The sequence below is a fragment of the Brachybacterium sp. J144 genome (assembly GCF_036321705.1).
Taxonomy (GTDB): Bacteria; Actinomycetota; Actinomycetes; order Actinomycetales; family Dermabacteraceae; genus Brachybacterium.
In genome coordinates this window covers 64,314-87,917 of sequence record NZ_JAZDCG010000007.1, presented here as the reverse complement: position 1 = coordinate 87,917, position 23,604 = coordinate 64,314, and the positions used below count along the sequence as shown (strand labels likewise).

The 23,604-nt window shown below is 74.1% G+C and carries 23 protein-coding genes; 9 read left to right on the top strand and 14 right to left on the bottom strand.

Annotated elements, in window-relative coordinates; all coding sequences use genetic code 11:
- Positions 1–4: 4 nt before the first annotated feature.
- Positions 5–1,180 carry an XdhC family protein gene (locus V1260_RS04675; RefSeq protein ID WP_329745635.1) on the bottom strand — a complete coding sequence of 392 codons (1,176 nt, stop codon included), beginning with the start codon at positions 1,178–1,180 and terminating at the stop codon, positions 5–7.
- Positions 1,181–1,351: 171 nt separating this feature from the next.
- Here V1260_RS04675 and V1260_RS04670 point away from each other — a divergent pair, with 171 nt between their 5' ends.
- The 5 genes from V1260_RS04670 (at position 1,352) to V1260_RS04650 (ending at position 5,999) form a co-directional block, all read left to right on the top strand.
- Positions 1,352–1,705, top strand: coding sequence for a DUF485 domain-containing protein (locus V1260_RS04670; RefSeq protein ID WP_329745634.1), 354 nt, complete (start codon positions 1,352–1,354; stop codon positions 1,703–1,705).
- Positions 1,705–3,291, top strand: coding sequence for a solute symporter family protein (locus V1260_RS04665; RefSeq protein ID WP_329745633.1), 1,587 nt, complete (start codon positions 1,705–1,707; stop codon positions 3,289–3,291). Before V1260_RS04670 ends, V1260_RS04665 begins: the two co-directional genes overlap by 1 nt.
- 73 nt (positions 3,292–3,364) lie before the next feature.
- Positions 3,365–4,633 (top strand): MFS transporter, encoded by a 1,269-nt coding sequence (locus V1260_RS04660; RefSeq protein WP_329745632.1) that lies wholly within the window; start codon positions 3,365–3,367, stop codon positions 4,631–4,633.
- Between the two features lie 8 nt (positions 4,634–4,641).
- Entirely contained in the window at positions 4,642–5,457 is an 816-nt protein-coding gene (locus tag V1260_RS04655) for an alpha/beta hydrolase (RefSeq protein WP_329745631.1), read from the top strand.
- Positions 5,454–5,999: a hypothetical protein gene (locus tag V1260_RS04650; protein WP_329745630.1), complete on the top strand. Its 546-nt coding sequence runs from the start codon at positions 5,454–5,456 to the stop codon at positions 5,997–5,999. The genes V1260_RS04655 and V1260_RS04650 overlap by 4 nt, the downstream gene beginning before the upstream one ends.
- Before the next feature lie 22 nt (positions 6,000–6,021).
- Here V1260_RS04650 and V1260_RS04645 read toward each other — a convergent pair whose 3' ends face one another.
- The 3 genes from V1260_RS04645 to V1260_RS04635 all read right to left on the bottom strand — a co-directional run bounded on the left by V1260_RS04645 (position 6,022) and on the right by V1260_RS04635 (position 8,451).
- Entirely contained in the window at positions 6,022–7,260 is a 1,239-nt protein-coding gene (locus tag V1260_RS04645; RefSeq protein WP_329745629.1) for an alkaline phosphatase family protein, read from the bottom strand.
- Between the two features lie 109 nt (positions 7,261–7,369).
- Positions 7,370–8,194: a hypothetical protein gene (locus V1260_RS04640; RefSeq protein WP_329745628.1), complete on the bottom strand. Its 825-nt coding sequence runs from the start codon at positions 8,192–8,194 to the stop codon at positions 7,370–7,372.
- Positions 8,191–8,451: a hypothetical protein gene (locus V1260_RS04635; protein ID WP_329745627.1), complete on the bottom strand. Its 261-nt coding sequence runs from the start codon at positions 8,449–8,451 to the stop codon at positions 8,191–8,193. The genes V1260_RS04640 and V1260_RS04635 overlap by 4 nt, the downstream gene beginning before the upstream one ends.
- Before the next feature lie 94 nt (positions 8,452–8,545).
- Between V1260_RS04635 and V1260_RS04630 the strand changes: the two genes are divergently transcribed.
- Positions 8,546–9,925, top strand: coding sequence for a serine/threonine-protein kinase (locus tag V1260_RS04630; protein WP_329745626.1), 1,380 nt, complete (start codon positions 8,546–8,548; stop codon positions 9,923–9,925).
- Here V1260_RS04630 and V1260_RS04625 read toward each other — a convergent pair.
- The 4 genes from V1260_RS04625 to V1260_RS04610 are packed head-to-tail and all read right to left on the bottom strand — an operon-like array spanning position 9,910 to position 16,591.
- A complete protein-coding gene (locus V1260_RS04625; protein ID WP_329745625.1) occupies positions 9,910–11,397 on the bottom strand; it encodes a serine hydrolase domain-containing protein in 1,488 nt (495 codons plus the stop codon). The two genes, V1260_RS04630 and V1260_RS04625, sit on opposite strands and share 16 nt — an antisense overlap.
- Before the next feature lie 9 nt (positions 11,398–11,406).
- Positions 11,407–12,054: an SWIM zinc finger family protein gene (locus tag V1260_RS04620; protein ID WP_329745624.1), complete on the bottom strand. Its 648-nt coding sequence runs from the start codon at positions 12,052–12,054 to the stop codon at positions 11,407–11,409.
- Positions 12,051–15,149, bottom strand: a complete 3,099-nt coding sequence (locus V1260_RS04615) for a DEAD/DEAH box helicase (RefSeq protein WP_329745623.1) — start codon at positions 15,147–15,149, stop codon at positions 12,051–12,053. Before V1260_RS04615 ends, V1260_RS04620 begins: the two co-directional genes overlap by 4 nt.
- Positions 15,110–16,591, bottom strand: coding sequence for a MinD/ParA family ATP-binding protein (locus tag V1260_RS04610; protein ID WP_329745622.1), 1,482 nt, complete (start codon positions 16,589–16,591; stop codon positions 15,110–15,112). The genes V1260_RS04615 and V1260_RS04610 overlap by 40 nt, the downstream gene beginning before the upstream one ends.
- Positions 16,592–16,691: 100 nt before the next feature.
- Here V1260_RS04610 and V1260_RS04605 point away from each other — a divergent pair, with 100 nt between their 5' ends.
- Positions 16,692–17,453: a hypothetical protein gene (locus tag V1260_RS04605; RefSeq protein ID WP_329745621.1), complete on the top strand. Its 762-nt coding sequence runs from the start codon at positions 16,692–16,694 to the stop codon at positions 17,451–17,453.
- A gap of 459 nt (positions 17,454–17,912) precedes the next feature.
- On the opposite strand, the gene V1260_RS04600 is transcribed toward V1260_RS04605, so the two are convergent.
- From V1260_RS04600 to upp, 3 genes are all read right to left on the bottom strand, one after another.
- Positions 17,913–18,635: a winged helix-turn-helix domain-containing protein gene (locus tag V1260_RS04600; RefSeq protein WP_329745620.1), complete on the bottom strand. Its 723-nt coding sequence runs from the start codon at positions 18,633–18,635 to the stop codon at positions 17,913–17,915.
- A gap of 327 nt (positions 18,636–18,962) precedes the next feature.
- Complete coding sequence (locus V1260_RS04595; RefSeq protein ID WP_329745619.1) at positions 18,963–19,250, bottom strand: DUF1540 domain-containing protein; 288 nt, start codon at positions 19,248–19,250, stop codon at positions 18,963–18,965.
- A 144-nt stretch (positions 19,251–19,394) separates the two neighbouring features.
- Positions 19,395–20,033 (bottom strand): uracil phosphoribosyltransferase, encoded by a 639-nt coding sequence (gene upp, locus V1260_RS04590; protein ID WP_329745618.1) that lies wholly within the window; start codon positions 20,031–20,033, stop codon positions 19,395–19,397.
- A 37-nt stretch (positions 20,034–20,070) separates the two neighbouring features.
- On the opposite strand from upp, the gene V1260_RS04585 reads away from it, so the two are divergent.
- Both V1260_RS04585 and tadA read left to right on the top strand, forming a co-directional pair.
- Positions 20,071–20,634 (top strand): dihydrofolate reductase family protein, encoded by a 564-nt coding sequence (locus V1260_RS04585; protein WP_329745617.1) that lies wholly within the window; start codon positions 20,071–20,073, stop codon positions 20,632–20,634.
- On the top strand, positions 20,631–21,104 hold the full coding sequence (tadA, locus tag V1260_RS04580; protein ID WP_329745616.1) for a tRNA adenosine(34) deaminase TadA: 474 nt from the start codon (positions 20,631–20,633) through the stop codon (positions 21,102–21,104). The genes V1260_RS04585 and tadA overlap by 4 nt, the downstream gene beginning before the upstream one ends.
- Before the next feature lie 13 nt (positions 21,105–21,117).
- Here the strand turns inward: tadA and V1260_RS04575 are convergent, their stop codons facing one another.
- The 3 genes from V1260_RS04575 to V1260_RS04565 are packed head-to-tail and all read right to left on the bottom strand — an operon-like array spanning position 21,118 to position 23,466.
- Entirely contained in the window at positions 21,118–21,741 is a 624-nt protein-coding gene (locus V1260_RS04575; RefSeq protein ID WP_329745615.1) for a response regulator transcription factor, read from the bottom strand.
- Entirely contained in the window at positions 21,738–22,904 is a 1,167-nt protein-coding gene (locus V1260_RS04570; RefSeq protein ID WP_329745614.1) for a sensor histidine kinase, read from the bottom strand. Before V1260_RS04570 ends, V1260_RS04575 begins: the two co-directional genes overlap by 4 nt.
- Positions 22,905–22,941: 37 nt before the next feature.
- Complete coding sequence (locus V1260_RS04565; RefSeq protein WP_329745613.1) at positions 22,942–23,466, bottom strand: hypothetical protein; 525 nt, start codon at positions 23,464–23,466, stop codon at positions 22,942–22,944.
- Positions 23,467–23,604 lie beyond the last annotated feature (138 nt).

The window sequence follows — 23,604 nt, the reverse complement described above, 5'->3', positions numbered from 1 at the left end:
CCTCTCAGCCGCTCGCAGCAGTGCGCGCATGCAGCGGACCGCTGCCGTCGCGCAGCGGCTCGACGGTGCGGCGCTCAGCCCGCACGGCCAGGATCTCCGCGAGGATCGAGACCGCCACCTCCGCCGGGCTCCCCGCCCCCAGGTCGAGGCCGATCGGGGAGCGCAGCCGAGACAGCGCCTCCGCGTCCACCCCGGCCTCGCGCAGCGCCGTGCGCCGATCGTGATCGCTGCGCCGGGACCCCATCGCCCCGACGTAGGCGATGTCCAGCCGCAGAGCGGTGGCGAGCACCGGCACGTCGACCTTCGGATCGTGCGTGAGCACGCAGACCATGCTGCGGGCATCGAGGTCCCCGCGCTCTGCGGCCGCGGCCAGGAACCGGTGCGGCCAGTCGCGTACCACCTCCGCCCCCGGGAACGCCGTGGGATCGGTGAACGCCGGCCGGTGGTCGCACAGGGTGATCCGCAGTCCGAGCGGCCGCGCCGCCTCCACCAGCGCCTGCCCGAAGGCGTTCGCCCCGCACACCACCAGGTGCGCGGGCCGGATACGGGACTCGACGAACAGGTCGATCGTCGAGGCGCCCGCGGGGAGGCGGAGGGTGCCGGTGCGCGCTTCGCGGAGCATGGCGGCGACCTGGGTGCTCCCGGCCTCGAGCGCCTCCGGGGGGAGCAGGGTCGTGAGCGCGCCGCGGACCTCCTCGGCCCCGTCGCCCGCGAGCAGGACAGCGCGCGGGCCGCCTGAGTCGTCGCCCTCGGGAACGACCGCCGGTGGAGCGTCGGACGCGTGCGGCAGGCGGGTCACGTAGGCGGCGGGGGAGGGGTCCTCGACCGTGCCGAGGGGGCTCTGGGTACCCGGGGGCGTGGGAGCGAACGGCTGGATCAGCACCTCGAGCGAGCCTCCGCACATCAGCCCGACGGCGAAGGCGTCCTCTTCGCTGAACCCGAAGCTCCGGAGGCTGCTCCTCCTGGTCTCGAGCGCCTCGCGGCAGGCCTCGAGCACCGCTCCCTCGACGCAGCCGCCGGAGAGCGAGCCCTGCAGTGCGCCATCGGCGCCCACCAGCATCGAGGTGCCCGCGGGCAGCGGCACGGAGCCCTGGGCGGAGACGATGGTGGCCACGGCGCAGGGGACCGGAGCGGAGGGCCGGGCGAGGCTCTCCCGGGCGCGGTCCAGGATGTCGAGCACCTCCTCACCCTACGCGGCGGCCCGGGCCCGTACGACGATCCCGACCTCTCGATCGGACGGCTGGTGATCGCGCACTCCTCCTATGACGGAGATCACACCTGCTACGGTCTCCGGGAGCGCCGGTCCTCCTCCCCGGGCCGGGGCGACGAACAGAACGAAGGAGTTGTGTCCGTGACCACCCCGTCTCCTGCGGCCTCCGGCGCCGCGCCCTCCCCGACACCCGAGCAGTTCCAGGCCGTTCAGCGGTCCGAGGACTTCGGCCGCCTGCGCCGCAGCTTCCGCCGCTTCGCGATCCCGATGACCATCGCGTTCCTCGTCTGGTACTTCGCCTACGTGCTGCTGTCCACGTACGCCGAGGGCATGATGTCGACCCCGGTGTTCGGCACCCTCAACGTGGGCCTGCTCCTGGGGCTCAGCCAGTTCCTGATGACCTTCCTGATCACGTGGCTGTACATCCGCCACGCGACCCGGAACCTCGACCCGATCGCGGAGAGGCTGCGCGACGAGCTGGAGGGGGAGCGCTGATGGAGTTCGGCAACCCGCTCTTCAACATCGCGATCTTCCTCGCCTTCGTGGTGGTCACCCTGGTCGTGGTCATCCGCGTCTCGAAGCAGAACACGACCGCCGGCGACTTCTACCACGGCGGCCGCGCATTCTCCGGCCGGCAGAACGGCATCGCGATCGCCGGCGACTACCTCTCGGCCGCCTCGTTCCTGGGCATCGTCGGCGCGGTCGCGCTCTACGGCTACGACGGCCTGCTCTACTCCGTCGGCTTCCTCGTCGCGTGGCTGGTGGCGCTGCTGCTGGTCGCCGAGCCGCTGCGCAACACCGCGAAGTACACGATGGCCGACGTCCTCAGCTTCCGCATGCGCCAGCGCCCCGTGCGCACGGCGGCCGCGACCTCGACCCTCGCCGTCACCTTCTTCTACCTCCTCGCCCAGATGGCGGGCGCGGGCGCGCTCGTCTCGCTGCTGATCGGCATCGAGGGCCGCGTGGGCCAGTCGATCGTGATCGCCGTGGTGGGCGTCGTGATGATCGCCTACGTGCTGATCGGCGGGATGAAGGGCACCACCTGGGTGCAGATCATCAAGGCGGTGCTGCTGGTGACCGCCGTCGGCGTCGCGACCGTGTGGATCCTCGCGCTGAACGGCTTCAACCTCTCCGAGGTGCTCGCCCGGGCGGTCGCGGAGCATCCCGACGGCGCGACGATCCTCGAGCCGATGCACCAGTACGGCACGTCCGGCGCGACGAAGCTCGGCTTCGTCTCCCTCGCGATCGCGCTCGTGTTCGGCGCGGCCGGTCTGCCGCACGTGCTGATGCGCTTCTACACGGTGCCCACGGCGAAGGAGGCCCGCCGCAGCGTCGTGTGGGCGATCGGGCTGATCGGCTTCTTCTACCTGTGCACGATGGTGCTCGGCTTCGCCGCCGCGTCGATGGTGGGCGTCGACGTGATCGGCACCCTGCCCGGCGGCTCGAACTCCGCCGCTCCCGCGCTCGCGTACGCGCTCGGCGGCACGGTGCTGATGGGCATCATCTCCGCGGTCGCGTTCGCGACGATCCTCGCGGTCGTCGCGGGCCTGACCATCACCGCCTCGGCCTCGTTCGCGCACGACATCTACAACGGCGTGATCAAGGACGGCGCGGCCTCCTCGGCCCAGGAGGTCCGGGTCGCCCGGAGCACCGCCGTCGTGATCGGCGCCGTCTCGATCGTCGGCGGCATCCTCGCGGCCGAGCAGAACGTCGCCTTCCTGGTCTCGCTCGCCTTCGCGATCGCGGCCAGCGCGAACCTGCCCTCGATCCTGTACTCGCTGTACTGGAGGCGGTTCAACACCCGCGGCTCGCTGTGGTCCATCTACGGCGGCCTCGGCAGCGCGCTGCTGCTGATCACCTTCTCCCCGGTGGTCTCCGGCTCCGAGACGGCGATGATCCCCGGCGCCGACTTCGCCTGGTTCCCGTTGACGAACCCGGCGATCATCTCGGTCCCGCTGGGCTTCCTCCTCGGCTGGCTCGGCTCGATCACCTCCCCGGAGCACGACGAGCTCAAGCAGGCCGAGATGGAGGTCCGCTCCATGACCGGCGCCGGGGCGGAGAAGGCGACCCAGCCGCACTGAGCCCGGGTGAGATCCGCGGCAGCGGGGGCGGGACGGACTGGCCGCCCGCGCGGCGGGGGAGTAGAAGGGACGGGTGAGCACTCGCCCCGCGCCTCCTGCCCCCGGCCCCGCCCCCGCCGCGACCGCCCGGGCGGCAGCCGTCGGAGGGCTGCTCGCGATCGTCGCCGTGCTCCTGGTCGCCGTGAACCTGCGCCCCGGCGCGACGAGCGTCGGCCCGCTCATGGAGCAGGTCGTCGGCGCCTACGGGCAGGGCGCGGCGGCCGCCGGCCTGCTCACCGCGCTGCCCTGCCTCACCTTCGGCGTGCTCGGCATCGCCGCGGTCCCGATCTCCCGCCGCCTGGGCCTCACCGGCACCGTCCTCGCCTCGTTCGTGCTCGTGGGCATCGGCCTGCTGCTGCGGCCGACGGTCGACTCCTTCGCCCTCTTCCTCGGACTCTCCGTCCTCGCCCTGCTCGGTCCCGCGCTCGGGAACGTGCTGGTCCCGGCGTGGATCAAGCTCCACGGCGGGCGGCGGGTCGTCGCGCTGATGACGCTCTACTCGGTGGTCCTCGCCGTGGGCGGCACCCTCGGCGCGGGCCTCGCCGTCCCCCTCACCGGGGGCGAGGCCGACGGCTGGCGGGTCTCCCTGCAGACCTGGGGGATGCTCGCCGCGATCCCGGTCGTGGTGTGGGCGCTCGTGCTGCGCCGCACCGGCCACGACTTCCCACCCGCGCCGCCGGAGGGCGCGCTGCGCGGCTCCCTGCTGCGCTCCCGCACCGCGATCGCGCTCGCGATCATGTTCGGCCTGCAGGCCACGAACGCGTACACCCAGTTCGGGATGCTCCCGCAGATCCTCACCGAGAGCGGCGTGAGCCCCGCCCGGGCCGGGCTCACCGTCGCGCTGATCTCCGCCTGGGGGATCGTGGCCGGGCTGGTCATGCCCACCGTCATCGCCCGCGCCCCGGGGCTGCCCTGGATCGTCGGCGCGTTCGGGGTGCTCACGGCGGCCGGCTACCTGGGGCTGTGGCTCCTGCCCGGCGTCTCCCCTCTGGTGTGGGCCTGCGTGCTGGGCGTCGGCGGCTTCGCCTTCCCCACGGCGATCGCGCTGATCCCCGCCCGCTCCCGCTCCGCCCTCGTCACGGCCCGGCTCTCGGGCATGGTCCAGCCGCTGGGCTACATCCTCGCCGCGGTCGGACCGCTCCTCGCCGGGGCCCTGCTGGACCTCACCGCCTCGGTCCCCGTCGTGCTCGGCTTCCTCGCGCTGACCGGGCTCGGGCTCGCCGTGGCCGGCTTCCGGGCGGCCCTCCCGCGGATGGTCGACGACGAGATCGTCCCGCCCGCCCCCGCCCGGGCCGTGGGATGATGCGGGCCATGAGCTTCCTGCGCGCGCTGAGCGTCCTGGCCTCCCAGCGCCCGACCCGTCCGCCGCGGGCCGTGGCCTCCCCGGATCGTGTGACCCGGCACCGGTACGAGTCGGTGCCGGTCACCTGGATCGACGAGCACCTCGCGGATCGAGGGGTCCTCGTGCACCTGCACGGCGGAGCCTTCGTGCTCGGGGAGTCCCGCGAGCACTGGGAGTGGCTCGAGGAGGTGGGGCGTCGTGCGGGCGCCGCGGTCGCGATGGTCCACTACCGACTCGCCCCCCGTTTCCCGTACCCCGCCGCGATCGACGACGTACTCCATGCTGTAGACGGCCTCGCGAGCACCGCCCGCGTGCGCCCCGGCCGCTGGGTCCTCTCCGGGGACAGCTCCGGGGGCGGCCTCGCCCTCGCCGTCGCCCAGTCCCTCGTCGCGCAGGGCGGGGACGTGCCGGCCCTGCTGCTGCTCGAGTCGCCGTGGGCGGATCTCGCCGCGCACATCGACGACGAGACCGACCTCGGCACCGCGGTGCGCCTCTATGCCGGCTCCGTTCCCGCGGACTCGCCGCGGCTCAGCCCCCTGCAGGGCGTGCTGGCCTCGCTCCCTCCCGTGCACCTTGTGTCCGGCGGGCAGGACCGGGAGCTGGGCGGCGAGTCCCGCGAGCTCGCGGCCCGGCTCCGCACCGCGGGCGTCCCGCTCGAGCACGTGGACGTGCCCGGCGAGGCGCATCTCCCGGCGATCTCCGGGCGCGGGCCGGCCTCCCAGGAGGCCCGCCGGTCCCAGATCGAGGCGGTGCGCCGCGCGCTGACCGCGCCCGCCGTGGCATGAGCGCGAGTCCCGTGCTGTGGGACGGGCGTTCCGCGGCCCGCGCCGAGGCCCGCCGGTTGCTGTCCCATGCCCCGGTCGAGGGGGCGCTGCGCCTCATCGTCCAGCAGCTGCGCCTGCAGGAGCAGGGGCGGGACGTCGGCCGTCACGAGCTGATCGACCTGGTCCTCGACGTCGGCGGGAACCTGGTGGCGCTCCACGTCCGCGACATGCTGCGCGAGGGCACCGCGGGCCCGGCCGGGCTCGACGCGATGCTCGACGTGCTCCGGGCCGACGTCACCGCGGATCTCGGGGCGGAGCCCGACAGCCTCGAGCTGGTGGTGGACGTCGACGGTGAGGTCCGCGTGCTGGTGGTGCTCGAGTGCGAGGTGACGCCTGCGGAGATCGAGGCGGATCCGCGCCATCCCGCCCTGCACGGCGGGTCCTACCACATCGCGCAGGACGCCCCCGGCCTCGAGGACCTCCGCGACCGGCGCGCCGCCCCGCGGCAGGGAGTGCTGGCCCGCCTGGTCGACACGGTCCGGGAGCGGCTGGGCGGCGGCTGAGCGCTCCCTGCGCGCCCTGCTTCTACCGGGAACTCGCGGCGACCATCCCGGCGGCGCTCGCCCCGTCGAGCACCAGGCCCATCGCCCGGGCGAGGGTGACCCCGAGATCGGCCCAGGACCCGGTGGCCGGGGCGTCCGCGAGCCCGGGCCCGCCGGCGAGGGCGGTCGTGGCGGCCGACGGGTCGCTCACGGCCCGCGGGCCCGCGTAGTACGGGTCGTCCCCGTCGACCAGCGGCCGATGGGTCGCCGAGAGGCCGAACACGGTGCCCGGCGATCCCTCGAGCACCGCGATCACATCGGTGCGCGTGGTCGCGCCGACACCGTCCTCGACGGTGCGCAGCGTCAGCCGGGAGCGGCCGTCCCGCGCGGCCAGCTCGACCAGGCCCGACAGCTCCTCGAGAGCGGCGATCCGCACGGCGGAGCCCTCCTCCCGCGGCACGTGGACCACGCCGCGCGGACCGTCGGGCCAGACCAGCGCCCGGAAGCTCTCCAGGTGCGTCCCCTCGGTGCGCACCAGTCCCTTCGCGGCGAGGACCGCGTTGGGGTGGACCAGCAGGCACGGTGGCACTAAGGGGCGACCGGGGAGCAGCAGCACGCGGTCCTCGGCGGCGGGGGCGAAGGCCGCGAGCACCCGCTGCGCGCTCTCGAGGGTGTCGCCGAGGGCCCGGACGGCTGCGCGGGAGTCGGGGCCGTCCTCGCGCCGCTGCGTCCCGAGACCGGTCAGGCGCACCGCGAGCAGGTCGACCTTCTCCCGGGCGCAGGCCTCCTCGGTGATCTCGACGACCAGGGCGTCGTGCGGGACCTGGGAGAGGTGCACCCCGGCGGCGCGACGCGGCGCGAGGTGCTCGAGCACCATCCGCTCGCTGCTGGTGCGCTCGGTCATCTCCCAGCGGTTGCGGAAGTGGCGCAGGTCCTCGACGAGCGGGAGGCAGAGGGCGATCTCGGCGCCTGCGGTCGCGGGCCATTGCAGCGCGGCGGCGGATCCGCCCGCGGCGGCGACCGCGTCGAAGAGGGTGGGGGCGGTGAGGGAGCGGGCGTACCAGGTGGAGCGCTCGGCGGGGCGGTCGGGCCGGAAGGGGTGCTCGGTGGCGATCCCGGTGCGGGCCACCGAGGCCCCCGTGATCAGGCTGGTCAGCGCGGGTGCGGGCTCCGACGGGCCGCCGGGGCGCAGCTCCAAGGGGGTGGCGACGTCCAGGAGAGGGGAGAGCTCCGCGCCGGTCGCGCCGTCGATGGCGAGCAGCAGGGTGCGACCCGGTCGCATGGTGCCTCCCCTCGTCGTCGTGCGTGGTAACCGCACGCTAGGCAGGACGGCTGTCCGCAGGGCGTGCCGAGGGTGAGCGCGCGGCCACGTCGAGGTGAACTGCGCGTGCTCAGTCGCAGAGGACGTTCGTGGACTCGTCGCCCTCGAGCACCGCGGACTCCTCGTCGGCGAGGTCTTCCGCGCCGAGGCGGGGGGAGGTGAGCACCAGCCGGGCCGTCTCCTCACGGGCGGAGACGTGCGCCTCGTCGTCCCCCAGGGCGGGGATCGTCAGCCCGTGGCTTTCCTGCATGGCGCACAGGTCCATCCCGTGCAGCGTGACCCGGAGGGACGCGGTGGGGATGGCGCCGTCGGCGTCCAGCTCCGCGCGGATCCCCACCCGGAAGGCGCAGACCCCGACCCGACGGCTCGCGGTCTCGATCGCCGTCCAGGCTATCGTCGCCCCGAGGAGCAGCAACGGGGTGCCCTCGGCCTCGCGGCGGAACCAGGAGGAGCTGATCGCGGGGCTGCCGACGGTGCGGAACCCCTCGGCGGGGCTGTGGGCGTAGTACAGCCGCTCGGAGGCCTCCCAGGCGTCCTGCAGGTTGTCCTCCCAGTACGCGGGGGTCGCGGCGCGGATGTGCTCGTAGGCCTCGGGGTCCGGGAGAGGGCGCAGGGTCTCGGGGGAGAGGTAGGCCGCCTCGACGAAGCGCACCAGCTCCTCGCGCGCGGCCGTCAGGTCGAGGTCGTCGGCGCCCTCGACGTCCTGCGCCAGGAGGTCGGCGGCCGAGCGCGAGTCCCACAGCTCCGCCTCGAGCTCGGCGAGAGGGTCGCGGGGCACGTCGGGGGAGGTGGCGACGCGCCCGGGGGAGCAGCCCGCGAGCAGGCCGGGGCCGAGGGCGCCGAGCGCGAGGAGGGCGCCCAGGTCCCGCCGCCGCGGGCCGTGGGCCGCGGTCATCGCAGGTCGGGCTCGGTGGTGTCGGCTCGGCCGGAGTCCGCGTCGAGGCGCCGACGGATCGAGGTGGCCCGCTCGGTGTCCCGGCGCACCGCCCGGTCCACGAGGTCCTTCGTCGAGTGGTCGGGGGAGTCCCGCTGGATCGCCGTCCACACCAGGAAGCCGATCGTGAGGACGACCAGCACCGCCAGCAGGATGCCCATCACCATCCAGGAGCCGGGGACGGGGTCCCAGAACGCGTCGCCCTCGAGCGGTGCCATCGGGTCCCCTCTCGCTCCGTCGGCCCGTGCCGTGCCCCTGCACGATCCACACCAGCATAACGAGGGCGTCGGCTCCGGTTATGCTGATCACGCTATGGCTGACGTTATTGTCGGGCGCTTCGCGCTGGTGGACCTGATCGCCAAGGGGGGATCCGGGTCCGTCTGGCGAGCCTGGGATCAGAAGACCCAGGAGATCTGCGCCGCGAAGGTGCTGCGGCAGCGGGACTCGGCGGACCTCATGCGCTTCGTGCGCGAGAAGGGCGTCAGCTTCGACCATCCCCACCTCCTGACCCCCTACGGCTGGGGCGCGGAGGACGAGCACGTCGTGATCGCCATGCCGCTGGTCTCCGGCGGCACCCTCGAGTCCGTGGTCAAGCGGCGCGGGAAGCTCGGCGAGCCCGCGACCGTGGTCATCCTCGACCAGCTCCTCGACGGCCTCGCCCATGTGCACGCCGAGGGCTGGATCCACCGTGACGTGAAGCCCGCGAACATCATGTTCGAGGCCCGCGGCCGCGCCCGCCCGGTCTCCCGCCTGGCGGACTTCGGGATCGCCGTGCACGAGAGCGATGTGCGCTTCACCCACGTCGGGATGGTCAACGGCACGCCCGGCTACATGGCCCCCGAGCTGTTCTCCATGGCGGAGCCCGCGCCTTCGCACGATCTGTACGCGGCGGGCGTGGTCGCGCTGGTCGCCCTCAACGGGCCGATCAAGCTGCATGACGGCGCCTTCCGCCCCGACGAGCTGAACCAGTACCTGCGCGGGGTGACCCCGAAGCTGTCGGCCGTGATCCGGCGCCTGCTCGCCCCGCAGCCGGAGGACCGCTACCAGGATGCGAACGCCGTGCGCCGGGACCTGCCGCGCGTGCCCCCGACCTATCCGCTCACCCATGCGGACGGCGCCCCGCTGGAGCTCACCGACACCCTCGACCCCCTGCCGGCGGACGCCCCGGGGGCCCGCCGCCCCGAGCGTCCCGCCCCGACCGTCCATCCCGCCTCCCTCGAGGCGATCCGCGCCGGCCAGGTGCAGCAGGGCTTCTCCTCGGGCTCCGCCTCCCCGCAGACCGGGCCGCAGTGGGCGCAGCCCTCTCAGCCGGTTCAGCCGGCGCAGCCCGGGCCGCAGCACTTCGCCCCCACGTACTCCCAGACCTATACCCAGTCGGGGCCGGGCACGGTGACCGGTCCGGGCGCGCCCGGCCGCCGCTCGACGTACATGGCCGTCGGCCTCGGCGTCGTCGCGGCCGTGGTGCTCGGCATCATCGTGGCGTTCTCTCTGCTGGTGATCTTCCCGCCCGGCTCCGCCGCGGGACCCGGGGGCGGCGCGACCAGCGACATCGACTCCGCCTTCGCCCAGGTCGAGGCGGGGCAGCCGTGCACGGCGGAGGACCTCGGGGTGATCGGCCTGACCGCCGAGGGCGAGTACCTCTCTTGTGAGGCCAGTGAGACCGCTGCCGACGGCGGCTACGCCTTCGGCTGAGCCCCGGGCGCCGCGACGGCGGTGGTCTCGAGCTGCTGCACGAGCGCCTCGCGGCGCGGGTCCATCAGCAGATCGATCCGCAGCGCCGTCCCCTCGACCGCGCCCGGCACGCTCCAGCGCAGCTGCGCGGGTGTGAGCACCTCGGCCTCCCCGACCTGCAGCGCGCGCAGGTCCGCGGCGCTCAGGCCGGTCCGTTCGAGAGCGGTGGCGGCTCGGCGGCGCCGCTCGTCCCGCGGGGCGTCGAGATCCATGGTGTCGGCGAACCAGCGCTCGGCCTGCTCTTCGGGGCCGCCTGCGAGCCAGTCGAGCATCGCCGTGGCCGCCTGCGCCGTGCGCGGCGCGGGCACGGGGACCCGCGGCGCGAGCAGCTGCGGGACCTCGGCGTGCAGCAGGCGCAGGGCTTGCATCGACAGCGCGGTGGCGGGGGCGTACTTCGAGTTCGCGAGCATGGTCACGCCCACCCCGGAGTCGCGGTGCCACACCATGAACGAGCCGTAGCCGGGGTAGCCACCCGAATGGGAGATCACCGTGCCTAGGTCCGGGAACTGCTCGATGACCAGCCCGAAGCCGTAGCCGCGGATCCGGTCGAAGCCGCCGTCCCGCGCGGGCAGCGACTGGTGGCGGTGGATCTGCTGCATCTCGCGGCGGGAGGCGAGGGACAGCGGACCGCCCTCCTTCGTGGCGGCGAGGAAGCGCACCCAGGCGGCCACGTCGTCGACGGTCGAGAAGAGCCCGGCCATCGCCCCGTACACGCCGGGGGAGTCCAGCGGCACGGGCTCGAAGCGGCTCGCGTCGGCGCGGTCGGCGACGCGGTGCCCCGTCGCGAGGCGCGAGGCGTCGATTTCCGCGGCGGACCACCCCGTGTCGGCGAGCCCCAGCGGGTCCAGGAAGCGGCGGCGGATCTCCGCGGTGTAGTCCGAGCCGGTGACCTCGTCGATCACCCGGCCCAGCAGGGCATAGCCGGTGTTGGAGTACTCGAAGGCGGTGCCGGGGCGGTGGGCGGCGCCGAGCCCGCCGGCGAGCACGGCCGCGAACTGCTCGCGGGTGAGGGACTCCTGGCGGTCGCCCCAGGGGTTGTCGGTGACCAGTCCCGCGCTCATGGTGAGCAGCAGCCGCAGCGTGATCTCCGGATCCCCGGGGACCTGATCGAAGGCACCGGCCGCCTCGGGCACGTGCAGGGCGACGGGGTCGTCGAGCCGCAGGGCACCCTCGTCGCGCAGGGCGAGGACGGTCGCGGCGGTGAAGGACTTCGTCATCGAGGCGATGCGGGAGATCGTGCCGCGGTCCATGGGGGCCGAGCCCGGGGCGGGCGCGCCCCCGTGCAGCTCGCGATGCCCGGCGGCGCCGTGGGCCAGCACCGCCTCCTCGTGGGCATGGCCGCCGATCAGCGCCCAGCTCACCCCCGCGGTGCGGGACTCGGCGACGGCCTCCTCGACGAGGGCGGACAGGGCGGCGACGGCGTTCTCGAGCATGCTCCGAGCCTATGCCCGGTAGAAGGCGGCGATCACCGCGGCCGGACCCTCCCCGATCGCCGCGGCGAGCAGGGCCGGGTCCGCGCGCGCGGGGTCCAGCGGGCGCTCCGGGGCGGGATCGGCCGACGGGGCGGGGGCCACGAGCTCCTCGAGCGCGAGGCCGCGCAGGGTCAGCAGCTCCGCGGGCCGGGCGTCGACCGCTTCCACGAGCACGTAGAGCAGGGCGGCGACATGGCGGCACGGTCCGGGCCAGTCGAGGCAGGAGCAGTCGTGGCTCAGCTCGGAGGCGCCGCGGGGGAGCAGGGACACCTCGTGCTCCGCGAGCTCCTTCTCGATCTGCTGCGGGTACTCGCCCGCGGCGAGCCGGGCGGGCAGCTCCGGGTGGGCGCGCGCCACGGCCAGCAGCGCCTCGCGGTCCGGGCCCGGCAGCACCGGCACGTCGAGCCGCGCCTGGTAGAGCGCGCCGTCGGCGTCCAGCACGTCCCCGCGGACCGCGCCGGGGGAGACGTCCAGCCACTGCACCTTCCCGGCGCGGGCGTCGGCCTTCCCGGCGCCGGCCCGGCCGAGGCCCAGCAGCGCCTCGGCCGCCTCCCGCAGGGCGACGGCCTGCCAGGCGGTGCCGATCGCGCCGCGGCGGGAGATCAGACGGATGCTCATGGGCGCTCCTCCTCGGACAGGGACAGCAGGCGCTCGAGGGAGCGGGGGTCGAGGTCAGCGAGCCAGTCCTCGCCGCTCGTGGACACCGACCGGTCGGCGAGGGCCTGCTTGTCGGCGAGGACGGCGTCGATGCGCTCCTCGACGGTGCCGGCGCTGACCAGCTTGTGCACGGTCACGTCGCGACGCTGGCCGATGCGGAAGGCCCGGTCGGTGGCCTGGTTCTCGACCGCGGGGTTCCACCAGCGGTCGAGGTGGATCACGTGGTTCGCGGCGGTGAGGGTGAGCCCCGTCCCGCCCGCGCGCAGGCTCAGCAGCATCACCCCGGGCCGGTCCCGCTGCGCCTGGAACTCGGCGACCATCGCGTCGCGGTCCCGTTTGCTCACCCCGCCGTGCAGGAAGGGGACGCTCAGGGAGTGCTCGGCGAAGCGCTCCTCCCAGTAGGGCACGAGGAGCCGTCCGAAGCTCGTGAACTGGGTGAACACGAGCACCTTCTCGCCCTCGGCGAGGGCCGCGCCGAGCACGTCGTCGACCAGCTCGAGCTTTCCCGAGCGGTGCTCGCCCTCGCGCAGCAGCGCCGAGCCGTCGTCGAGGTAGTGGGCGGGGTGGTTGCACACCTGCTTGAGGCGGGTGATGGTCGAGACCACCTTCGCCCGGCGCGCGGCGTCCGACGGCCCGGAGGACCCAGAAGACCCGGCAGACCCCTGCGCCGCCGCGCTGCGGATCTCCGTCATCAGCTCGTCGACCAGGGCCTGGTAGAGGCCGGCCTGCTCCGGGGTCAGGTTGACCACCTGGGTCAGCTCGACCTTCTCGGGCAGGTCCTGGATGATCGCGCGGTCGGTCTTGACGCGGCGCAGCACGAAGGGGCCGGTGACGAGCTTGAGCCGGGCGAGCGCGCTCTCGTCGCCCTCCTCCTCGATGGGGGTCGCGATCAGCTCGCGGAAGGCGGCGGCGGGGCCCAGCAGCCCCGGGTTCACGACCTCCATGAGCGAGTGCAGGTCGCCGAGGCGGTTCTCGACCGGGGTGCCGGTCAGGGCGAGCCGGTGCGTCGCCCGCAGCGACCGGGCCGCCCGGGTGACCTGGGTGCCGGGGGTCTTCACGTGCTGCGCCTCGTCGAGCACGATCCGGTGCCAGGGCACCGCGGAGAGCACCGGCAGGTCTCGGGCCAGCAGCGAGTAGGTGGTGATCACGACGTCGAGGTCCGCGGCGCCGGCGATGAAGGACTCGTCCCGCACCCGGTCCCCGCCGTGGTGGACGTGGACCGCGAGGTGCGGGGCGAAGCGCGCGGCCTCCCGCTGCCACGCCCCGACCACCGACATGGGGCACACCAGCAGGGTGGGGCCGACCGGTCCGGTTCCGGCGCTCTCCTCGTACTTTTCTTGTTCCTCCCGCTCGCGGCACAGCAGCGACAGGACCTGCATCGTCTTGCCGAGCCCCATGTCGTCGGCGAGGATCCCGCCGAGGCCGAGCCGGTCCAGGGCCCACAGCCAGTCGAGGCCGTCCTGCTGGTAGGGGCGCAGGGTCGCGTCGAGGGTGGTGGGCGGCGGGAGGCTCGGGGCGCCGGGGCCGCCGGGCAGCAGGTCCAGCAGCCCGGCGCCGGGGGAGCGGAGGAGTCGATCGATGCCGGCGTCGAGCTCGGCCGCCTCGGGGGAGAGCAGCTGCGCGAAGAGGTCGGTCCAGCGCGCTTCGCCCACCACCTCGAAGGGCGTCTCGGCCGCGGAAGCACCCGTCGGCGCCGCGCGCACGAACTGCGGCGGCGGCGCCGTGCCCCGGCGCGCGAAGGCGTCGAGGAAGCGCTCGGCGGCGCGCAGAGTGGTCGGATCCAGGCGCACCCACTGGCCGCGCAGGGCGACCAGCTCGGACTGCGCCTCGCGGATCTGCTGCATCTCCTCCTCGGTGAGCTCCATGTCGCCCACCGCGACCCGCCAGCGGAAGGTCGCCATCGAGGAGAGCCCGACCCCGGAGCCCGACGCCTTCTGCTGCTGGTCGCCCTCCTCGGCGGTGGCCCGCACCACCGTGCGCTGGCGGGTCCAGTCCCGCGGCAGCAGCACCGTGACCCCGGCCTGCTCGAGGGCGGGGGTGTCCGCGGCGAGGAAGGCCCCGGCCTGCGCGGTGGTCAGCAGCCAGTCCACGCCGGTCTCGTCGACGGCGGCGTCCCGCACCGTCGGAGCGAGGCGCAGCACCTCGGCGGAGGCCTCCGCGGCGCCCGCGGCGCTCAGGTCGCCGACGGCGCGGAGATCGGCGACGGGATGCACCGTCCCGTCGGGCTCCCTCAGGCAGGTCTGCAGCGGCCAGGCCGCCCCGAGCGGCGGCTGGAACAGGCGCACCACCAGCTCCGACTCCGAGGAGCCGAGGCGCACCCCGGGCCGGGCGGAGTCGACGAAGGCGTCGAAGGCGGCGGTGATGCGGCGCTGGGCGGGGACGTCGGCGCCCTGCAGCTCGGCGTCCTCGGCGAGGGCCCACAGCACGCCGTGCCGATCCTCCGTCGGGGCGGGGGCGGCCCGCAGGTGCTCGAGGAAGGCGGTGCGGGCCCGGGCGTCGACCAGGGCGTGCTCGAGCCCGGAGGCGTTCGGGTCGAGCGCCCGCCAGCGCAGCACGGGCCGGCCGAAGCGCTCCTCGGTGCGGACCCGCAGCGCGCGGGCCGCGACCGCTTCCCGGGCGCGGTCGTCCAGCAGCACGGCGCCGAGCAGCTCGGGCATGGCCACGAGCTCCTCGCCGAGCCGAGCGGCGGTGTGGTCTGCGACGAGGTCGGGGAGCCGGTCCGCGAACCCCTCGCCGAGCCGCTCCCGCAGCGCGTGGGCGACGGCGCCGACGAGGGCCAACAGGGCGGCGGGTTCGAGCGGCAGGGCGGGCACACGGCGCTCGCCGGTCCGCACCCGGTGCCGGAGCCGATCGGGGGCGTGCTCGAGGACGCCCGCGAGCGGCCCCTCGCGCAGGGCGGAGAGGTCCTCGAGCGCGCGCGAACGGCCCGGACCGGTCTGCTCGCGCACCCACAGGGCGGGCCCGAGATCCGGGTCCAGCACCAGGTGCAGGCGGCGCAGCGGCATGCTCGCGGGGCTCAGAGCCCGTCGATGATGAGCGCGGTCGCGTCGAGCCACGCGTCCTTGGTGCGCGGGTGGATCCGGCCCCAGTCGAGGTGGGTGCCGTCCACGAACTGCTTCTCGTAGGGCACCTCGGTGACGGCGCGGGTGTGCGCCCCGAAGTGCGCGAGCAGGCGGCTGCGCAGGGACGGGTCGAACTTTCCCTTGGCCGAGTGGGACAGGATCGTCACCGCGTTGTCGACCTGGCTCGCGAGGCCCGTGGCCCGCAGCTCGTCGATCATCCAGGCGGCGGCGTTGAAGGTGTCCTCGCGCACGGTCGAGATGATGACCAGCTGGTCGGCGCTGCGCACGGCCGCGAGCCAGTTCGAGGCGCGCACGTTGTTTCCGGTGTCGATGACCTTGATGCGGTAGAAGCGCGAGAGGGTCTCGTCGAGCTCGGCGAAGGCGCGCTCGTCGATCGAGGCCATCGAGCCCGGGTCCTCGTCCGAGGCGAGGATGTCGAAGCGCATCTCGCCCTGGGGGCGCACGTACGGGTCGAGGTCGGCGTTGGTGGCCGTCGGCGCCTGCAGGCGGTCGATGCCCCGCAGCAGGTCCACCACCGTGCGGTGATGATCGGTGGGCAGACCGCGCCAACCCAGGGTGCCGCGGGTCTCGTTGTTGTCCCAGGCCAGCACGTTGCCGCCGCGGGTCACGCCGAGGGAGGCGGCGATCATCAGCGAGGCGGTGGTCTTGTGGGCGCCGCCCTTGAGGTTCACCACGGCGATGTTCCGCGGCCCGTCGAGCGGCCGACGGATCCGGTCCATCCGCTCGTTCTCCCGGCGCTCGGCGCGGCCGGGGCGCGGCGAGATCGCCCCGCCGGTCAGCTTGGTCACGAAGCCCGGGAAGCCCTTGGTGGCCTTGACCCGCGTCCGCTTCGCGGTCGAGGTCTGCAGGTCCTGCAGGGTCGGGCGGTTCGCGCCGTCCTCCACGCTGCGCGGCGGCAGCGGGCGCCGCTCGGGAAGGGGAGCGGGCGCCGGCGACGGCGCAGGCGCGGGCGCGGGCGAGGGAACCGGGGCGGGGGAGGGCGCGGGGGCCGGGGCCGGCGAGGCGGCGACGACGGGCAGGTCGTTGGTCGGCGGCTCGGGGGCGGAGGCAGCGCTCGCCCGACGGCGACCGGCGCGGTGGGTGCGCACGGCCCCGTCGAGGCCCGAAAGGTCGGCGGTGTCGTCCTGCGGCAGCGGGGCGAGCAGCGGGGTGTCGAGCGCCGGGCCGTGCACGGGCCGCTCGTCGGCGGTGCGCGGGGCGATCCGTCCGGTGGGCTCGACGCGCAGATGGTGGCGCACGTCCGGCTCGACGATCACCACGTCGAGCGCCTCGCCGTCGTCGCGGGCCGCCCGGATGAACGCCTGCTTGACCCGGTCGCGGACTTCGGCGAGGTCGGCTCCGGTGACCTCGACGGTGTCCTCGGCGAGGTGCACCGTGGCGGTGGTGTCGGAGGTGATCCGCGCCTGCGCGATCATCGATGTCCCTTCACGTGCTCGACGCCGACCGGCCGCCCTGGGGAGCCGGACGGCATGGTCCGGGGCCAACTCTACTGGGGGCAGGGAGTAGCGTGGGCGCGTGCGCGCCGCCCTGCTCTCCTCGCCTGCCCGGCCGGATGCCGACGAGGACGCGGCCGGCGTCCTCGGCGAGGTCGGCGTGCTGCTCGACGGGGCGGGCCTGCCGGAGCGCTTCCGGGCCGGTTGCTCCCACACCGTCGCCTGGTACTCGCACTCCCTCGCCGCGCGCCTGCTGCGGCTCGGCCAGGACCCCGGGATCGACCTGCGCGGGGTGCTCGCCGCGGGCATCGCGGAGGTCCAGGACCAGCATGCGGCGGACTGCGACCTCGCGGCGGGATCCCCCTCGGCGACCGTGGTGATGGTGCGCCGACGGGGCGCGCTGCTCGAGCACCTGGTGCTGTGCGACTCGTCCCTGCTCCTCGTCGATCGGGACGGTGACGTGCGACGGATCACGGACGGGCGGGTCGACCGGGTGGTCGGCGAGGAGCGGACGGCCGAGGCGGTCGAGGCGCGGCGCAACGTGCCCGGCGGTTTCTGGGTCGCCCGCCACGAGCCGGAGGCGGCCGCGGAGGCGCTGGTCGGGGAACGGCCGATCGCGCGACTGCGCACGGCGCACCTGGTGAGCGACGGGGTGACGCGGCTGATCGACCTCCTCGGTGCGCAGGACGCCGTCTCCCTGGCCGGGGCGCTCGAGAGTGACCCCGGTGCCGTGCTCACCGATCTGCGTGCGCGGGAGCGGGCCGTGCCGCCCGCGGAACGACCCCGGAAGACCCATGACGACGCGACCGTGCTGTCCGTCTCATGGCCTCCTCCTTTGGTCTGATCATGACCATGTCATGAGGATCTCCCCACGCAGACGTGGCGAAGAATTTCCTGCATTTCACCTGCGAGAACACGGAGTGTCGCGGCGTTTACAGGGCTGGCCGAAAGGCCTAGACTCAGAGTGTGCCGATCGAGCGGCGGGCGTCAGAACCCCCGCGAGTGAGGCGCATGACGGTTGGGGGTCCGTCCCCCTCCGATGCTGGTACAGTTTCGGCAGTTGAAAACTTGAGAGATGTGCCGTTCCTCAAGACCCCCCTCATGGGGAGCGGCCGGACGGGCACCGTGCCAGGTTCCCCCACCTATGGCAGCCCGTCCAGCCTGTTCGCCCGCACCCACCCCTGACGGACGACAGGCCTGACGAGCGGTCCGTGAGCCCCCGACATTGTCGGTTGAGAGCTCCGGGCCGCTCGTCCTTTTTTGTGCGGCCTGTGCAGGGCGGCTCGATCGTCTCGATCGTCCGTCAGGAAAGGATCGCGACGTCGCTGCCCGGGTCGAGGCGGTAGCCGGAGCCGCGGACCGTCGAGATCAGGCGGCGGTACCGGCCGAGCTTCGTGCGCAGCCTCCGCACGTGCACGTCGACCGTGCGCTCGCCGGTCTCCGCGGGGGCGTCGGCCCACACCGTCTCCATGAGCTCCTCGCGGGTGACGATGCGTCGCGCGCCGCGGGCCAACTGGGCCAGCAGCTCGAACTCCTTGTAGGTGAGGTCCACATCGCGGCCGTCGATCCGCACGCGGCGACCGAACAGGTCGATCACCAGCGAGTCCTCGGCGGCGAGCGAGGGGCTCGCGGGGCTCACGGCGGTGGCCTGCAGTGCCCGGCGGCGCGCGGCCTCCGCGTCCCGGCGCGCCGGGGAGTTGGGCGAGACCACTCCGGCGCGGCGCGGACGCAGCGGGCTCACGGCCGCGGCGCCCGCGGAGCGCGGCGGGAGCGCCCGCGAGGTGCGGCCGACGGGGCCGGTCGCGGCGAACGCGCGCGGGCTGTTGACCGACACGGTGGTGCGGCCGTCACGGGCGGCGACCAGGCGCTGGGCGTGGCCGCGCAGCTCATCGGCCAGCAGGGCGGTCTCGATGTCACCGGTCCCGGCGGGGAGGGTGACGCTGACGGTGATGGTGACCGCGTCCGCCGGGCGGACGGCGAGGGGACGGGCGGTCGGGGCGGTGGGGCGATCCAGGGTGATGGTCATGTGAGTCTCCGAGATGCGGCGCGGCCTGCGGCACGCGCGGCGGGCGGTGGGCCCGGGATCCCCGAGGGGGAGTGCTCCCGGTGGCACCTGGAGCCCGCGCCTTCCGGCCGGCTCCTGTCAGCCGACCCCGGAGGTGTCTGGAGCGCTCAGAGGCTCGGCTGACGATGCATCATCGGCATCATCATCATGGACATCATCGCGCGCATGGCCGAGCGGACCACCCGGGGGGTGGTCTCGCGGAGCGCGGCGATCGAGGTCATGGGCCAGAGCATGCCGCACCGTCGCCGGTGCGGCAAGAGGGTGTTCACATGGCGATACGCGGAGCCCTCAGCGGGCCTCGAAGGAGAGGCAGTCCGCGGCATCGGCCCCGGCGCCCATCCGCACGGAGTCGGCGGTGCACTCGAGGTCCCGGTTGTGCGCGCAGGCGGCGAGCTGGCAGGCGCCCACCTGGGTGACGACCTTGCTCAGCCCGCCCTTGACGTCCAGGGGGATGAAGGTGGCGCAGCTCGAGTCGTGACCCACCGTCACGGCGAAGGCGCCGCAGGCGTGATCGTGGTTGTAGGAGCAGCCGGCGACCGAGCACTCGGTCACGCGGGGCATCTCGACGGCGGTCATGGGGTCCTCCTCGACGCGCGGCCCCGGAGCGGGGCCGGATGAGGAAAGACTACGAGGAATGCGAAATGCATTCCAGCAAGGACGGCCTTCGCGAATATCGTTCCGACGGCGAATTCAAAAATGCCGGCGTCGCGGAATTCGTCGTCAGTCGACCACGCCGAAGAGGCGGTCGCCCGCGTCGCCGAGGCCGGGCACGATGTAGCCCTTCTCGTTGAGCTTCTCGTCGATCGCGGCGGTCACGACGGTGAGGTCGATCGCCGGGTCCAGCTGCTCCTCGAGCGCCTTCAGCCCCTCCGGGGCGCACAGCAGGGTCACGCAGGTGATGTCCTTCGCGCCGCGCTCGTGGAGGTACTCGCACGAGGCGATGAGGGTGTGGCCGGTGGCGAGCATCGGGTCGAGCACGAAGCACTGGCGGCCCGAGAGGTCCTCCGGGAGACGGTTCGCATAGGTGGTGACCTCGAGGGTCTCCTCGTTGCGGACCATGCCCAGAAAGCCCACTTCGGCGGTGGGCAGCAGGCGCGTGAGCCCGTCGAGCATGCCGAGGCCCGCGCGGAGGATCGGGACGACCATGGGCTTGGGGTTCGTGAGCCGCGTGCCGGTCATCCCGGTCACGGGCGTCTCGATCCGCACCGGGGCGACGGCAACGTTGCGGGTCGCCTCGTAGGCCAGCAGGGTCACCAGCTCATCGGCGAGCTGACGGAACACCGAGGAGTGGGTGTCGCGGTTGCGGAGCACCGTGAGCTTGTGGGCGACGAGCGGATGATCGATCTCGAGAACGCGCATGGGGCGAATCTACCGGAGGGCGCGGATACTGGCGGTCATGACGGTCTACCGCTACTACACCGCCACCACGCTCGACGGCTTCCTCGCCGATGAGCACGACAGCCTCGACTGGCTCCTCTCGCAGCCGACCGGCGAGCAGAGCATCCTGCCCTACGACGACTTCCTGGCCGGGGTCGGCGCGATCGTCACCGGCCGCAGCACGTATGACTGGGTGCTCGAGCACGAGGGCGTCGTCGACGGCGCCTGGGTCTACACCCAGCCCACGTTCCTGTTCACCCATCGTCCGCCCGCTGAGCGGCGGGAGGGCGTCACCGCTGTCTCCGGCGCCCCCGCGGACTTCCGCGCCGCGCTCGAGGACGCGGCGGGCGGGAAGGACGTGTGGATCGTCGGCGGCGGGGACCTCGCCGCGGAGTTCGCCCGCGCCGGCATGCTCGACGAGGTCTTCGTCTCGATCGCCCCGGTCACCCTCGGGGCGGGCCGGCCCCTCCTCGGCGGGGCCTTCGATCTCAAGCTGCTGGAGCACGGCACCAACGGCGCCTTCCTCGAGGCGCGCTTCGCGGTGCGGGGGGAACGGGGTCGGGTCGAGGCGACAGCGCCGTGACCTCGCCCCGCACCGACGAGGAACTGATGGGCCTGGCCCTCGCCGAGGCCCGTGCCGCCGCCGACCGGGTGCCGGCCGATGTCCCCATCGGCGCCGTCGTCCTCGCGGAGGACGGCACCGTGCTCGCGTCGGCCGGGAACCGCCGGGAGGCCGACGAGGACCCGACCGCGCACGCCGAGATCCTCGCCCTGCGGGCCGCGGCGCGCGCCACCGGGCGCTGGAACCTCTCCGGCGCCACCCTCGTCGTCACGCTCGAGCCGTGCACCATGTGCGCCGGGGCGATCGTGCTCTCGCGCGTGCAGCGGGTGGTCGTCGGCGCGATGGACCCCAAGGCCGGCGCCGCCGGCTCCCTCTACGACCTCGTGCGCGAGCCGCGTCTGAACCACCGGGTCGAGCTCACCACCGGGGTGCGGGAGCAGGAGTGCGGCGACCTGCTGCGGGACTTCTTCCGCGCCCGTCGGCGGCGCTGATCCCCCTCGCCGCTCAGATCCAGCCCTGGCGGCGGGCTATCGCGGCGGCCTCGTGCCGGTTCGCGGCCTGGAGCTTCGCCTGGGCGCTCGAGAGGTAGTTGCGCACCGTGCCCTCCGCGAGATGGGCGCGGCGGGCGATCTGCTCGACGGGGGCACCGTCGGCCGCGTACTCGAGCACGTCCGCCTCGCGCGGGGTGAGCGGGGAGTCGCCCGAGGAGATCGTCTCCGCGGCGAGCTCCGGGTCGATCGCGCGGCGTCCGCCGGCGACCGCGCGCACCGCCGTCGCGAGCTGTTCGGCCGACGTCGTCTTCGGCAGGAAGCCGAGCACGCCCTGGGCGAGGGCGCGCTTGAGGTAGCCGGGTCGAGCGTGCGAGGTGAGGATCAGGCAGCGGGTCTCGGGGGAGAGCTCGCCGATCCGCTCGCACAGCTCGAGCCCGTCCCCGTCGGGCAGCTGCAGGTCGACGACCGCCACCTGCGGGGTCGCCTCCGCCACGAGGCGCGCGCCCGCGGCCACGGAGTCGGCCTCCCCGACCACCTCGAGATCCTCCTCGAGGGACAGCATCGTCGCGAGCGCGGAGCGTATCAGGTGCTCGTCGTCCACGAGCACCACGCGCAGGGCGGTCGGGGCATCGGTCACGAGGGTCCTCCCGGGGTGTCGAAGCGGACGTCGAGGGTGAAGATCCCCCGCGCGCTGCCGGCGGTGAGCTGGGCCTGATCGCCGAGCCGCTCCCGCATCCCGGTCATCCCGCTGCCCTCGCGCACCGGGCCCTGCTCGGGGGCGCCGTCGTTGACGAGGGTGATCCCCTCCGGGGTCAGGGAGATCGAGACGGCCGACGAGTCGGCATGGCGCAGGATGTTCGTGCCGCCCTCGCGCAGCACCCAGGCGGCGGTGCCCCGGTGCCGGACCGGGACCTGCTCGGCGTCGCCCTCGATCGTGACCTCCACGTGCGCCGAGCGCAGCAGGGAGGCGGTGCCCTGCAGCTCGGTCGCGAGGTCCGCCTCGCGGTAGCCGCGCACCAGGGAGCGGATCTCGGCGAGGGAGGTACGGGCGATCTGCGCCGCTTCCCGCCCGTGCTCGGCGGCGCGGGGGTCGCCGCGCTCGGCGAGCTGGGCGACCAGCTCCGTCTTCACCGCGATGACGGACAGGTCGCGGCCGGTGACGTCGTGCAGGTCGCGGGCGAAGCGCAGCCGTTCCTCGGCGACCGCGAGCTGGGCCTGCGCCTCGCGGGCCTGGTCGAGCTCGCGCACCACCGCCCCCAGCCAGATCGACGGGCGCAGCGCGAAGGTGGCACCGCAGACCACGACCGCGAAGACCAGGAGGTCCGAGGGGATCACGCCGAGGGCCGCGAGCAGGAGCGCCACCATGAGCAGGCCGGCGGTCCACCGCCACGGCACCCGGAACAGGGTCCCGACGGCGAGGACCGCGCAGGACACCAGGAGCAGCGGGGCGGAGCCGCCCGGACCGAGGGCGACCGCCGCGAGCACGATCGGCGGCAGGGCGGTGGCCGCGAGCCAGTGCTGCCCTCCCCACAGCGCTCCCAGGCGCGGCAGGTCCCAGCGGCCCCGACCGGGGGTGGGCGGCGCGGCCGCCCAGTCCCGCAGCGCCGCCCGGGCCGCCAGCACCGAGGTCACGGCCTGGACCAGCAGCACCAAGCCGAGCAGAGGGTGGTCGCGGAGCTCGGCGAAGGCCGCGGCGCCGAGCATGAGCAGCATCAGCACCGGCATCAGCGCGACCATCACGAGCACGGACCACAGCGTGTAGGCGTAGAAGATCGTCCACTGGCGTGCCCGTGCGCTCATTCTCAGCCCCTCCGTCCCTCGGAGCCTATCTGGGCGTTCACGCGGTTACGGAGGAGAGCACCCCGCCGAACAGGCCGAAGGCGAGTCCCCAGACGACGATCGACACGCCCATCCACAGGTACACGCGGCTCCTCGCGGCGCCGAGGGCGACGAGGGTGGGAGCGGTGATCTGGGAGGCGACGAGCAGCGGGCCCAGGAGGCACACGCCGGGCACGCCGTACCGGCCGAGCGCCGCGGCGACCTTGGTGCGGAAGCGGCCGCCGCCCGCCGCGGGGACGTCCGGCTCCCCGGGCGCCCCGGGCTCCCCGGCGCCGCGGCCGCGGAGCACGGCTCCCCGCGCTCGGCCCGCGAGCGCCGTCACCGCGAAGGTCGCCACCAGGTTCCCGACCACGGCCGCGGGGATCGCGATCGCCGGGTGGATCCCCACGAGGATCCCCAGGAAACTGCCGAGATAGGACTCGATGAAGGGGATCGCGCTGATGGGGATCAGGGCGAGCACCTGCTGCCAGGGCTCGAGGTCGGAGACGAGGGCGGTGAGCTGGGCGAAGAGGTCCTGGATCATGGCTCCACCCTCCCGGAGCCTCGGCCGACGCGGTAGGGCGCCCTCTCACCCTCCGGCCGTGACACCTGTCAGGTGACCCCGTGCACATACGTCGTCGCAGGTCTGTGAGCTTTGTTGCGTCAGATGACAAAGTGCTCC

Coding starts and splice junctions, on each gene's coding strand:
- V1260_RS04665 (WP_329745633.1), top strand. CDS start 1,705: ATGGAGTTCGGCAACCCGCTCTTCAACATCGCGATCTTCCTCGCCTTC.
- V1260_RS04655 (WP_329745631.1), top strand. CDS start 4,642: ATGAGCTTCCTGCGCGCGCTGAGCGTCCTGGCCTCCCAGCGCCCGACC.
- V1260_RS04650 (WP_329745630.1), top strand. CDS start 5,454: ATGAGCGCGAGTCCCGTGCTGTGGGACGGGCGTTCCGCGGCCCGCGCC.
- V1260_RS04645 (WP_329745629.1), bottom strand. CDS start 7,260: ATGCGACCGGGTCGCACCCTGCTGCTCGCCATCGACGGCGCGACCGGC.
- V1260_RS04640 (WP_329745628.1), bottom strand. CDS start 8,194: ATGACCGCGGCCCACGGCCCGCGGCGGCGGGACCTGGGCGCCCTCCTC.
- V1260_RS04635 (WP_329745627.1), bottom strand. CDS start 8,451: ATGGCACCGCTCGAGGGCGACGCGTTCTGGGACCCCGTCCCCGGCTCC.
- V1260_RS04630 (WP_329745626.1), top strand. CDS start 8,546: ATGGCTGACGTTATTGTCGGGCGCTTCGCGCTGGTGGACCTGATCGCC.
- V1260_RS04625 (WP_329745625.1), bottom strand. CDS start 11,397: ATGCTCGAGAACGCCGTCGCCGCCCTGTCCGCCCTCGTCGAGGAGGCC.
- V1260_RS04620 (WP_329745624.1), bottom strand. CDS start 12,054: ATGAGCATCCGTCTGATCTCCCGCCGCGGCGCGATCGGCACCGCCTGG.
- V1260_RS04610 (WP_329745622.1), bottom strand. CDS start 16,591: ATGATCGCGCAGGCGCGGATCACCTCCGACACCACCGCCACGGTGCAC.
- V1260_RS04600 (WP_329745620.1), bottom strand. CDS start 18,635: ATGACCATCACCCTGGATCGCCCCACCGCCCCGACCGCCCGTCCCCTC.
- V1260_RS04595 (WP_329745619.1), bottom strand. CDS start 19,250: ATGACCGCCGTCGAGATGCCCCGCGTGACCGAGTGCTCGGTCGCCGGC.
- upp (WP_329745618.1), bottom strand. CDS start 20,033: ATGCGCGTTCTCGAGATCGATCATCCGCTCGTCGCCCACAAGCTCACG.
- V1260_RS04585 (WP_329745617.1), top strand. CDS start 20,071: ATGACGGTCTACCGCTACTACACCGCCACCACGCTCGACGGCTTCCTC.
- V1260_RS04570 (WP_329745614.1), bottom strand. CDS start 22,904: ATGAGCGCACGGGCACGCCAGTGGACGATCTTCTACGCCTACACGCTG.
- V1260_RS04565 (WP_329745613.1), bottom strand. CDS start 23,466: ATGATCCAGGACCTCTTCGCCCAGCTCACCGCCCTCGTCTCCGACCTC.